General features: G+C 29.1%; 10 protein-coding genes and 1 riboswitch. All 10 genes read left to right on the top strand.

Annotation, left to right across the window (positions count from 1 at the left end; all coding sequences use genetic code 11):
* The first annotated feature begins 22 nt into the window (after positions 1 to 22).
* On the top strand, positions 23 to 1387 hold the full coding sequence (gene rimO, locus GXK56_RS19500; protein WP_243156192.1) for a 30S ribosomal protein S12 methylthiotransferase RimO: 1365 nt from the start codon (positions 23 to 25) through the stop codon (positions 1385 to 1387).
* Complete coding sequence (gene pgsA / locus GXK56_RS19495) at positions 1371 to 1958, top strand: CDP-diacylglycerol--glycerol-3-phosphate 3-phosphatidyltransferase (protein ID WP_160690487.1); 588 nt, start codon at positions 1371 to 1373, stop codon at positions 1956 to 1958. Before rimO ends, pgsA begins: the two co-directional genes overlap by 17 nt.
* 236 nt (positions 1959 to 2194) lie before the next feature.
* On the top strand, positions 2195 to 3274 hold the full coding sequence (gene recA / locus GXK56_RS19490; RefSeq protein WP_160690485.1) for a recombinase RecA: 1080 nt from the start codon (positions 2195 to 2197) through the stop codon (positions 3272 to 3274).
* Positions 3275 to 3476: 202 nt separating this feature from the next.
* Entirely contained in the window at positions 3477 to 4454 is a 978-nt protein-coding gene (locus tag GXK56_RS19485) for an EFR1 family ferrodoxin (RefSeq protein ID WP_160690483.1), read from the top strand.
* A gap of 316 nt (positions 4455 to 4770) precedes the next feature.
* A riboswitch (purine riboswitch) is annotated at positions 4771 to 4872 on the top strand.
* Positions 4873 to 5040: 168 nt separating this feature from the next.
* A complete protein-coding gene (locus GXK56_RS19480) occupies positions 5041 to 6381 on the top strand; it encodes an NCS2 family permease (protein ID WP_243156188.1) in 1341 nt (446 codons plus the stop codon).
* Between the two features lie 149 nt (positions 6382 to 6530).
* Complete coding sequence (locus tag GXK56_RS19475) at positions 6531 to 7760, top strand: aminopeptidase (protein WP_160690481.1); 1230 nt, start codon at positions 6531 to 6533, stop codon at positions 7758 to 7760.
* 63 nt (positions 7761 to 7823) lie between these two features.
* Positions 7824 to 8426, top strand: coding sequence for an HAD family phosphatase (locus tag GXK56_RS19470; protein WP_160690479.1), 603 nt, complete (start codon positions 7824 to 7826; stop codon positions 8424 to 8426).
* A gap of 204 nt (positions 8427 to 8630) precedes the next feature.
* Positions 8631 to 9956 carry a DUF512 domain-containing protein gene (locus tag GXK56_RS19465; protein ID WP_160690477.1) on the top strand — a complete coding sequence of 442 codons (1326 nt, stop codon included), beginning with the start codon at positions 8631 to 8633 and terminating at the stop codon, positions 9954 to 9956.
* Positions 9957 to 9968: 12 nt separating this feature from the next.
* The gene (gene der, locus GXK56_RS19460; protein ID WP_160690475.1) at positions 9969 to 11285 is read left to right on the top strand and encodes a ribosome biogenesis GTPase Der; all 1317 of its coding nucleotides are present in this window, start codon (positions 9969 to 9971) and stop codon (positions 11283 to 11285) included.
* 2 nt (positions 11286 to 11287) lie between these two features.
* Positions 11288 to 12280 (top strand): NAD(P)H-dependent glycerol-3-phosphate dehydrogenase, encoded by a 993-nt coding sequence (locus GXK56_RS19455; protein WP_160690473.1) that lies wholly within the window; start codon positions 11288 to 11290, stop codon positions 12278 to 12280.
* The last annotated feature ends 160 nt before the right edge of the window (positions 12281 to 12440 follow it).

The following is a 12440-nucleotide window of genomic DNA, read 5'->3' as shown; positions in this document are numbered from 1 at the left end:
GAGGATAAAAGACTTGAACGAAATAAAAATTGAAACAAAAAATGTAACAGATAAGTATAAAGTAGGATTAGTTAGTTTAGGCTGTGATAAGAATAGAGTTGATTCAGAAATAATACTCGGAAAAATGAGTAATGAGTATGAAATAACCAATAATCCTAAAAATGCAGATATAATTATAGTAAATACATGTGGATTTATTGAAAGTGCAAAACAGGAATCCATTGATACCATTCTTGAAATGGCAGACTATAAAGTTAACTATAATTGCAAGCTATTAATTGCAACTGGATGTCTTACCCAAAGATATGGAGAAGAATTAGGTAAATTGATACCAGAAATAGATATAATGCTTGGAGTAAATGACTATAATAAGATAAATGAGATTATAACAGAATTTATAGAGGGAAATAAATTAGCTTTAGAACTTTTAAATTTCTCAGATGAAAATATTAATGAAGGAAAAAGAATTCTTACAACTCAAAAAGAAAGTGCCTATATTAGAATTGCAGAAGGTTGTAATAATTTTTGTACATATTGTATAATTCCTAAAATAAGAGGAAAATTTAGAAGCAGGAAGATGGAAAACATCATTAATGAAGCTAAAGACTTAAGTGAAAGTGGAGTAAAGGAAATAATCCTTATAGCTCAAGACACTACTTTATACGGCAGTGACATATATGGAGAGAAGAGTCTTCATTTATTAATAAAAGAATTAGCTAAAGTTGAGGGCATTAAATGGATTAGAATTCTTTATTGTTATCCAGAAGAAATATATGATGAGCTTATTGAGGAAATGGCAGTTAATGAAAAGGTAGTAAAATATTTAGATTTACCAATTCAACATATAAGCGATAATATTCTTAAGCTTATGGGAAGAAAGACAAGTAAACAGGATATAATTAATAAGATAAATAAAATAAGAGAAAAAGTTTCAGATGTTATTTTAAGAACTACATTTATAGTTGGTTTTCCTAAAGAAACAGAAGAAGATTTTAAGGAAATTATTGATTTCTTAAAGGAATATAAGTTAGAAAAGGTAGGTGTTTTTACATATTCTCAAGAAGAAAACACTCCAGCTGCAAAAATGGATGGTCAAATTGAAGAGGATGTAAAAAACAGAAGAGCAGAAGAATTAATGTTGGTTCAAAAAGAAGTTTCAGAAGAAACAAATAAATTGAAAATTGGGAAATTATATGATATTCTTGTTGAGGGATATAATGGAGAATATTATTATGGAAGAAGCTATGAAATGGCTCCTGAGATAGATGCAAATGTTTTATTTAAATCACCAAAGAGTATAAAAGCTGGTGAGTTTGTAAAAATCAAAATAGTTGATAATATGGATTATGATTTAGTGGGAGTTGTTGTTGATGAATCTTGCAAATAAGTTAACCTTAGGTAGGATATTTTTAGTTCCTGTTTTTTTAGTATTTATGGCTAAAGGTATACCATATGGAAGTTTTATAGCTACATTTATATTTATTTTAGCATCATTAACTGATAAATTGGATGGTTATATTGCTAGGAGTAGAAATCAAATAACTAACTTTGGAAAGTTTATGGATCCTTTGGCGGATAAACTATTAGTTACTGCAGCTTTAATTTCTTTAGTTGAATTAAAGGTAGTACCAGCATGGGCAGCGGTTATTATAATTGCAAGAGAATTTGCTGTTTCTGGTTTAAGATCAATAGCGGCGGCTCAAGGCAGAGTTATAGCAGCTAGCTGGTGGGGAAAAATAAAGACTGTAATACAAATAGTTGCAATAATTTCCTTGTTGTTAGAGGTTAACATTCGTGATGCTAGTAAATTTCATATTTTTACTATAAATGATGTTTTTTTACAGCAATGCATTAAAATTGGGCCTCAAATATTACTTATGATTGCTGTTGTTGTGACTTTACTATCTGGATATGATTATTTCAAGAAGAACAAAGAGGCGGTTTCAATTGATAAATAGAGATAGGGTTTTGATTTAAATTATATATTATTAATTGTGAAACAAAATTATTAATTAAAAAATATATATAATAAATTTCATGTTTAAAAAATAAAAAAAGTGGATATAACTAGAAAGATTCCTTCTTTAGAATAAAGTTCGAAGAAGGAATTTTTCTTAGATTAATTATTGACTATGGTTTAGAATTAATTTATAATGTATATAGAACATAAGTTCGATAGGAGGAGTTAAGTATTATGGGAAATATAGATTCAGAAAAATTAAAAGCAATTGAAAGTGCGATGAGTCATATAGAAAAGCAATTTGGAAAAGGATCAGTAATGATGCTTGGTGATCATAGCAATTCAAATATGGAAGCTATATCAACAGGTTGCTTAGATTTAGATATAGCATTAGGTATAGGCGGAGTTCCTAAGGGAAGAATTATTGAAATTTATGGACCAGAAAGTTCAGGTAAAACTACAGTTGCACTTCAAATAGCTGCTGAATCACAAAAAAAAGGTGGAGCAGTAGGATATATTGATGCTGAGCATGCACTAGATCCTAGCTATGCGCAAAAACTTGGAGTTGATGTAGAGAGTTTAATTATTTCTCAGCCTGATACTGGAGAACAAGGTCTTGAAATAGCAGAAGCTTTAGTTCGTTCAGGAGCAATAGATGTATTAGTAGTGGACTCTGTTGCAGCTTTAGTTCCTAAAGCAGAAATTGAAGGAGAAATGGGAGATTCACATATTGGTCTACAAGCAAGACTTATGTCACAAGCTTTAAGAAAACTAGCAGGGACAATAAATAAGACTAATTGTGTAGCTATATTTATTAATCAGTTAAGAGAAAAAGTTGGAGTTATGTTTGGTTCGCCAGAAACAACAACTGGAGGAAGAGCATTAAAGTTCTACGCATCAGTAAGACTTGATATTAGAAGAATAGATTCTATAAAGCAAGGTGATGCAGTTATTGGTAATAGAACTAGAATTAAAGTGACAAAAAACAAAGTAGCACCGCCATTTAAACAAGCTGAATTTGACATCATGTATAATGAAGGTATTTCTAGAAATGGAAACATAATAGATGTTGGAGTAAAAGAAGAAATAGTTCAAAAAAGTGGAGCTTGGTTCTCGTATGGTGATGTAAGATTAGGTCAAGGTAGAGAAAATGCTAAAATTTATCTAAAGGAAAATCCAGAATTAGCATTAGAAATAGAAAATAAAATAAGAGAAAAATATAATCTTCCATTGGCAGTATTATCTAAAAATGCAGTAAGTGAAGCTAAAGCTGAAACTGCTGTAGATAAAGACACTAAGGATGATGAAAAATAAAATATATAAATTAATAAGAACAAGTCTTTATGGTATTCCTATCATAGAGGCTTGTTTCTTATTAATGTGAAAATTGCTTGTAAATAAATCATAACTATATATATGATAAATATGGTGTTTAATATATTATATAAACTCACATCTAAATAGCTTATACTTATAGTAAACACAGCTTAAATTTTATAAATAAGGAGAAGTTTGTATGGTAAAATATCTTATTCATTATTTTTCAGGAACAGGAAATACACATTATATGGTTAAAGCTATAGAAGAGAATTTAAAAGACAAAGGTTATCTTACAGAATTATTAAATATTGAAAGTCCTAAACGTATTAACTTGAAGGATTATGAAACTCATATATTTTGTTTTCCTGTCTACGGTTTTGGAACACCTTCAATAATGATTAAATATATTTCTGACATAAAGGTTAATGTAAATGCTAATGCAGCAATTATTTGTACTTCTGCTGGATTTGAAGGACAAGCTTTGAGTCATGTTAATGGTTTGTTAAGGAAAAAAGGATTTAAAGTCATTTATATGGATATGGTCCCTTTTACTTATAATTGGACTCAGTTGTTTAATCCGCCAAATAAAGAAATTGAAGAAAATGTATTTAAAAAAGCTGATTTAAAAATAAAAGAAATAATTGATAAAATTACAGAAAATAATTATGAGCACAAAAAAATGAACGTACTTGGATTGAGTTTTTCATGGATTATATTTACCATATTTAGAAACTTAGGCAGAAAGGTTTTGGGAAAGACTTATATAGCAGATGAATCATGTGTTAGTTGTGGTAAATGCAAGAGAATTTGTCCTGCAAAAGCAATTAATATGTATGAGGGAAGACCAAACTGGAATTGGAATTGTGAAAGCTGCCAAAGATGTATTAATATGTGTCCTAAAAAATCGATCCAATTGTCAATTGCAAAATTATTAATTTTTTTGATTTCAGAAGTAATTCCTATTTGGATTTTGATGAAAATAAATACTTATATATATTCCTTGTCAATAATAACTAATATAGCTTTATACATTATAATGTTTTTGGTTAATACTATTGCTGCTGGGAGGATTATTGATATTATGGAAAAAGTTCGGATTATCAGGAAAATATTTGAAGTTAGTTATACTAAGAAATATAGAAGAAACGTAGCAACAGATTTTAAAATAGAGTAATCAGAATACTATAAAGCCTCTATTGAAAGGAATAAAGAAGTTATATTATATAAAATAATCATTTGATAATATGGATTAAAATTTCAAAAATATATTAATAATATGGATAAAAATAGTTATTTCAAACAAAAAGACGAACGATAGATTGATAAAAAATAAAAAAATTCACAAAATCGCGAAAATAGTCTTGATTTATAATTAATTTTATTGTAGGATTAATAATGTAAAAAGAGATATGTTGCGTGCTGAATCATCTTTTCTTAATTAGAATCTTTAAGGTTAAATATTCTAATTAAATTTAAGATATTAGTATGCATATATGATAAAAAATTAAACCTATATATGCTTAGAAATATGGTCTAAGTGTTTCTACCGGACTACCGTAAATTGTCTGACTATGGGTGTTTATAGATATGATTAATTATTTATAAACCCCTTTGTGATTGCAAAGGGGTTATATATTTGTTAAGTATCTATGAAATTCTAGTTTTATTCTTTATTATTAGTGTCAGTGTGATAGCTGATGAAAAATATTATTTTTGAGAGTAATTTTATACTTCTCGCAAAAAATAGGAGGAATTTTAAATTGGACAATTCATTAAAAAAATCGGTAAGCACAGCAGAAAATGAAAATGGTATTTTGGAAAAAGTATTCAAATTATCAAAAAACAACACAAATGTAAAGACAGAAATGTTGGCAGGGTTAACTACTTTTTTAACAATGGCGTATATATTAATCGTAAATCCAAGTATCTTGAGTCAATCAGGGATGGATATATCAGCTGTATTTACAGCAACTGCATTAGCTTCTTGTATTGGTACTGTAATTATGGCTTTTGTTGCTAATTATCCATTTGGTATGGCACCAGGTATGGGGTTAAATGCTCTATTTACATTTACAATTTGTTTAGGAATGAAATTTACTTGGCAAACAGCTTTAGCTGCTTCTTTAATAGAGGGATTTATATTTTTAGCACTTAATTTATTTAAAATTAGACAAATAATTATTGATAGTGTTCCACAAACATTAAAATATGCAATTAGTATTGGTATTGGATTTTTTATAGCGTTTATTGGATTACAAGATTCTAAAATCATTGTTGCTAATCCAGCTACATTAGTTGGTATAGGAAATTTAAAAGATATAACAGTTTTATTGGCTTGTTTAGGAGTAATTATAATATCGGTATTATATTATAAAAATGTAAAAGGTTCATTTATTATTGGAATGTTTTCAATATATATACTTGGTATGATATTTGGAGTTGCTAAAGTACCAACTGGAATAATATCTATGCCTCCATCAGTTGCCCCAGTATTTATGCAATTTGATTTTAAGAGTGCAATGGTAATAGGAATTATTCCTGCAATTCTATCTATGTTATTTATAGATGTATTTGATAGTATTGGAACTTTAATTGGTTTAGCTTCAAAAGCAGGTTATTTAGATGAAAACGGAAATGTTCAAAATGCAGATAAAGTATTAACAGCTGATGCAATTGGTTCAACAATTGGTGCATGTTTAGGAACTTCTACACCTGTAGCTTTTGTAGAATCAGCAGCTGGTATTGCTGAAGGTGGAAGAACTGGACTTGCAGGACTTACAATAGCAGGATTATTCTTCTTATCATTATTCTTTTCTCCAGTTTTAACTGCAATACCAATGTTTGCTACTGGCCCAGTTTTAATAGTTTTAGGACTAGTAATGATGGAACCAATAACAAAAGTTGATTTTTCAGATTTCACTGAAGGAATGCCTGTATTCTTAACATTAATATTAACACTTTTAACATATTCAATTACAGATGGTTTAGCATTTGGATTTGTATCTTATGTATTAATAAAATTATTTACAGGTAAAGCAAAAGATATTCCTGTGCCAATGTATTTTATTGCATTAGCTTTTATTGGATTATTTGCACTATAAAAATAACACAAAATAGAAATACTATATTTTAAATAAAAAATACTTTACGGTGGAAAGCTTACTACTGTAAAGTATTTTTTTGTGCTATAAATTTATAAAATATGGTATAATTATACTTTAAATAGAATGAAAATATAGGAGAAAAGAAAATGGATATAGAAATATTAAAAAAATACGCAGAGCTTGTTGTTAAAACTGGTATTAATCTACAAGAAAAACAACAATTACTTATAAATTCACCTTTAGAATGTGCTGAGTTTGCTAGAATTATAGCAGAAAAAGCATATGAAGCTGGTGCTATAAATGTAATTGTAGATTATCATGATGAGAATCTTGAATTGATAAGATATAATAAGGCCCCTAAGGAAAGTTTTGAAAAACAACCATTTCATTCAGCGTTTTCAAGAGAACAGCTTATAAAAGAAAAAACAGCATTTATAAGCATATCTGCTAGAAACCCTGAACTATTAAGCAAAGTAGAACCTGATAAGATTTCTACCTTAGCCAAGACAAATAGTAGAACATTAAGAAAGTTTAGCAATTCATTAATGAGTAATGAAGTTCAATGGTGCGTTGTTTCAATTCCTACAAAAGCATGGGCTAGAAAGGTGTTCCCTGATGTGGCTTCAGAAGAGGAAGCGGTAGAAAATCTTTGGGATTCAATTTTCAACATTGTAAGAGCTGATAAGGAATCTCCAGTTGAAGCTTGGAAGGAACATTTAGAAAATTTAAAGAAGAGAAAAGATTATTTAAATGAAAAGAATTTTAAATACCTGCATTATAAGTCAGAAGGAACAGATTTAACTGTAGAGTTGCCTAAAGACCATATATGGTTAAGCGGGGAAGAAGATACTAAGGATGGAATTAAATTTGTAGCTAATATACCGACAGAAGAAGTGTTTACATTGCCTAAAAGAGATGGCGTAAATGGATATGTTACAAGTAAAAAGCCTCTTATATATGGTGGAAATATAATTGATAATTTTAAATTAATGATTAAAGATGGAAAGATAGTAGATTTTACAGCTGAAAAGGGTGGAGAAATATTAAAAGGACTTTTAGATACTGATGAAGGAGCAAGATACTTAGGAGAAGTTGCTTTAGTTGGTTATAATTCGCCTATATCAAAATCAGGATTAATATTCTACAATACATTATTTGATGAAAATGCATCTTGTCATTTTGCATTTGGAGAAGCTTATCCAAGCTGCTTAAAAGGAAGCGAAAATATGACAAAAGAAGAACTTTTGGCAAAAGGAGCTAATGATTCCCTAACTCATGTTGATTTTATGATAGGCTCGGCAGAACTTGGAATTGTAGGTGAAACTGAAAATGGAGAAAAAGTTCAAATTTTTAAAGCTGGTGAATGGGTGATATAAATTTATTTTTAACTTAAATTAATGTATAAATGCTAATGTTTAAATAAGGTGGGAAAAATTAAAATGATTAAAAATGTTATATTTGATATTGGAAATGTGTTATTGGATTTCGAACCAAAGGAATATGTAAAATCAAAAGTAGTAGAAGAAAAAGTTGAAGAAGTTTACGAAAGCATTTTTAAGAGTGAAGAATGGCCAATGCTTGATAGAGGAACTATTACGGAAGAAGAAGCTAAGAATAATATAATAAGTAGAAAAGTAGAAAATACAGAATTTATAAACTCCGTGTTTGAAAATTGGTATGATATATTAACTCCAATTGAAAGCAATGTTGAAATACTAAAGAGATTAAATGAAGAAGGGTACAAAGTTTTCTATTTATCAAACTTTCATTTAGCTGCTTTTGAATATGTTACAAAAAAACATGATTTTTTTGGATTGTTCCATGGAGGAGTCGTTTCATATAAAGAAAAGCTTCTTAAGCCTGAAAAAGAAATATATGAAAAAATTCTATGTGAATATAATCTTGAACCAAAGGAAACTGTATTTATTGATGACATGGAAGTAAATGTTCAAGCTGCAATAAATAATGGAATGAAAGGGATTGTATTAAAAGATCCTATTGAATTAAAAGGTGAGTTGGAAAAATTAGATATTAAGATTTAAATATTAGCTAAAATAATTTTATATATTAACATAGTTTTGTGTATATTTTGTTACAAATTGAATATAAAACTATTATTTTAAAGAAAACCATAAACAATATATTAATAATATGGTTTTCTTTTTTATTGTAAAAGCTTTATTGACTTAACTAAGGGATTAATGTAATATAACAAAGATAAGTATGTTATAATTAGGGGTGAAGAAATGAGAAATATTATAACAAAAGTAGTATCGGATGGAATAGCAGAAGAAGTTGGAATTGAAGTAAATGATGTTTTACTTTCAATTGATGGTACTGAAATAAAGGATATAATTGACTATAAATTTTTATCAGCAGATGAAGAAATAGTTTTAGAAATACAAAAGCCAAATGGTGAAGTATGGGAAATTGAAGTGGAAAAAGAATATGGAGAGGACCTTGGAATAGAATTTGGCGGAGGTATAATGGATAAAGCAAAATCTTGCAGCAATAAATGCATATTTTGTTTTATAGATCAGCTTCCTAAGGGAATGAGAGAAACATTATATTTTAAGGATGATGATTCTAGATTATCTTTTTTACAAGGCAATTTTGTAACCTTAACTAACATGAAGGATGAAGATATTGATAGAATAATACAATATCATATAAGTCCTATTAATGTATCAGTTCATACCACTAATCCAGAACTTAGAGTAGAAATGCTAAACAATAGATTTGCAGGAAATGTTTTTGAAAGAATGAAGAAGCTTGCAGATGCAGGTATTGTAATGAATGCACAAATAGTTTCAGTTCCAGGAATTAATAATGGAGATGAACTAAATAGAACTATTTCTGATTTGTATACATTATATCCTCAAATTTCAGATGTGGCAGTTGTGCCAATTGGAATAACTAAATTTAGACAGGGATTAAAGCATGTAAATACATATACTAAAGAACAATCTATAGAAGAAATAGAAAATGTTAAAAAACTTCAACATATATATATTGAAGAAACAGGAAAACCATTTGTAAGATTGTCAGATGAATTTTATTTAGTTGCAGAGGAGCCAATTCCAAATCAAGAATTTTATGATGATTATCATCAAATAGAAGATGGAATAGGCATGGTAAGATGTTTTAGAGATGCCATTGATAGTACTTTAGAAGATTTAGAATTGGGTGCTTGTGGCAGCTTTTCTATTGTTACAGGAGAACTTGCTTATGATGAGTTGCTAGAGGCTAGCAACAAAATAAAAAAGAAAAATTCTAAAATACAGCTTGATGTTTACAAGATTAAAAATAATTATTTTGGAGAAACAATTACTGTAGCTGGACTTTTAACAGGAACTGATATAATAGATCAAATGAAGGGCATAATAAATAGTAAGTATTTAATTTTATCTAACAATATGTTTAGGAAAGGCTATGAATTAGCAGATTCTGATGAGCAAATCATGTTAGATGATATGAAGATAAAAGATATTGAATCTGCTTTAAATGTAAAAGTTATAGTTGTAGATTACACAGGAGAAGATTTAATTGAAAAACTAAATCAATATAAATAGGAGGAATTAGAAATGGGAAAACCGATAGTTGCTATAGTAGGAAGACCAAATGTTGGAAAGTCAACATTGTTTAATAGATTAGCAGGAAAAAGAATTTCAATAGTACAAGATACACCAGGAGTTACAAGAGATAGGGTGTATGCAGAAGCAGAATGGTTAAGTTATAACTTTACTATGATAGATACAGGTGGTATTGAACCTGAAAGAGATGATATTATTGTAAAGCAAATGAGAAGACAGGCAAATATTGCAATTGAAACAGCAGATGTAATAGTATTTATCGTTGATGGTAAAGAAGGCTTAACTCCAGCAGATAATGAAGTTGCAACTATGCTTAGAAAGAGCAAAAAGCCAGTAGTTTTAGTAGTTAATAAAGTAGATTCGTTAAAAGAAGAAGATAATGCATGGGAATTTTATAATCTTGGAATAGGTGATCCAGTAACAATATCAGCATCTCAAGGGTTAGGACTTGGAGATATGCTTGATAAGGTTGTTGAAAATTTTGATAAATCTATTTTTGAAGAAGATGATGATGAATATATTAGAATAGCTATGATTGGTAAGCCTAATGTAGGGAAATCTTCTTTAATTAACAAATTACTTGGAGAAGAAAGAGTAATAGTTTCAGATGTACCAGGAACAACTAGAGATGCAATAGATAGTTATTTAGAAACAGAAGAAGGTAAGTTTATCTTAATTGATACAGCTGGTCTTAGAAGAAAGTCAAAGGTAAAAGAAGAAATAGAAAGATATAGTGTTGTAAGAACTTATGCTGCAATTGAAAGAGCTGATGTCTGCATACTTATGATTGATGCAACAGAAGGTATTACAGAGCAAGATGAAAAAATAATAGGTTATGCTCATGATATGAGAAAAGCTATTATGGTTATAGTTAACAAATGGGATCTTGTTGAAAAAGATGATAAAACATTAGATAAATTTAAAAAGGAATTACAAGCTAATTTGAAATTCTTAAGTTATGCTGAATATTTATTTATTTCTGCACTAACAGGGCAAAGAACACATAAAGTTCTTCAAGTGGCTAAATATTGTTATGATAATTATAACAAGAGAATTTCAACTGGTATTTTAAATGATGTTATAAGTAAAGCTGTTCTTATGAAGGAACCTCCTACAGTTGGAGTTAAGAGAATGAAAATTTACTATGCAACTCAAGTTGCAACAAGACCACCAAAATTTGTGTTTTTTGTTAATGATGAAAGTACTAGACAATTTTCATATGAGAGATATTTAGAAAATCAATTAAGAAGTAGTTTTGATTTTAAAGGAACAGGAATACAAATAGAATATAGACAAAGAAAGGAATAATTATGAGTAAAATTACTTTTCTAGGCGGTGGAAGCTTTGGAACAGCGTTAGCTGTTTTACTAGCAGAAAAAAGCAATATTGTTAGTATATACGATAGAGATAAGAATATTGTTGACGAAATAAATACTAAAAGAACAAATGAAAAGTATATGAAAGATATAATGATTCCAAGTGAAGTAACAGCCTTTGATAATATTGATGAAGCAATAGAAGGGGCCGAATATATAGTTTTATCAGTGCCTTCTCATGTTATTAGATCTATGTGTAAAATGATAAAAGGAAAAATTTCTAAGGATGTATGTATTATATCAATTGCAAAAGGAATTGAAGAAGGTAGTGACAAAAGATTATCAGTTGTAATTGAAGAAGAATTAGATAATCCTGTGGTTGTTTTATCAGGACCAAGTCATGCAGAGGAAGTAAGCATGAAGCTTCCAACTACTATTGTAAGTACATCTAAAGATATGGAATTTGCTGCAAAGGTTCAAGATTTGTTCATGAATTCCTATTTTAGAATTTATACCAATGATGATCTTGTAGGCGTTGAAATCGGTGGAGCAGTTAAAAATATAATAGCTTTAGCAGCTGGTGTAATTGATGGACTTGGATTTGGTGATAATACAAAAGCAGCATTACTTACACGAGGCATGAAGGAAATTTCAAGAGTGGGTATTGCTCTTGGAGGAAAAGCTGAAACATTCTATGGATTAACTGGTATGGGTGATTTAATAGTAACTTGTACATCGATGCATTCTAGAAATAGAAGAGCTGGACTTTTAATAGGAAAAGGGATGCCTGTAGAAGAAGCCTTAAAGGAAATAGGTATGGTTGTTGAAGGCGTAAAAGCATGTAGAGCTTTTTATGAACTGAAAGAAAAGATTAATATATCAATGCCTATAACAGATGGGCTTTATAAAGGTTTGTTTGAAGGAAAAGATCCTAAGGCTATTATTGATGAACTTATGATGAGAGATAAGAAAAGTGAAACATTTTAATAGTCTTTAATTCAGTTAAATATTATGAGTTTAGAGTTAAATGTTGATTAAGAAAGTGTAAGTTTTTTCTGAAATTTGATAAAGAGTGGTTATGCCACTCTTTTTTGCGTGTGCCCAGCATGGGCACGTACTAATCGGTGAAAGTCCGTAATGGGGGCTG

Source organism: Clostridium sp. C2-6-12 (genome assembly GCF_009928485.1).
In the GTDB taxonomy this organism is placed as follows: domain Bacteria; phylum Bacillota; class Clostridia; order Clostridiales; family Clostridiaceae; genus Clostridium.
The sequence above is the reverse complement of the archived record's forward strand: the minus strand, read 5'-3'. Positions and strand labels throughout refer to the sequence as shown.

Excerpts from the sequence above, each read along its gene's own strand:
- GXK56_RS19455 (WP_160690473.1), top strand. The coding sequence starts at position 11,288 with ATGAGTAAAATTACTTTTCTAGGCGGTGGAAGCTTTGGAACAGCGTTA.
- der (WP_160690475.1), top strand. The coding sequence starts at position 9,969 with ATGGGAAAACCGATAGTTGCTATAGTAGGAAGACCAAATGTTGGAAAG.
- pgsA (WP_160690487.1), top strand. The coding sequence starts at position 1,371 with ATGAATCTTGCAAATAAGTTAACCTTAGGTAGGATATTTTTAGTTCCT.
- GXK56_RS19475 (WP_160690481.1), top strand. The coding sequence starts at position 6,531 with ATGGATATAGAAATATTAAAAAAATACGCAGAGCTTGTTGTTAAAACT.
- GXK56_RS19465 (WP_160690477.1), top strand. The coding sequence starts at position 8,631 with ATGAGAAATATTATAACAAAAGTAGTATCGGATGGAATAGCAGAAGAA.
- GXK56_RS19470 (WP_160690479.1), top strand. The coding sequence starts at position 7,824 with ATGATTAAAAATGTTATATTTGATATTGGAAATGTGTTATTGGATTTC.
- recA (WP_160690485.1), top strand. The coding sequence starts at position 2,195 with ATGGGAAATATAGATTCAGAAAAATTAAAAGCAATTGAAAGTGCGATG.
- GXK56_RS19485 (WP_160690483.1), top strand. The coding sequence starts at position 3,477 with ATGGTAAAATATCTTATTCATTATTTTTCAGGAACAGGAAATACACAT.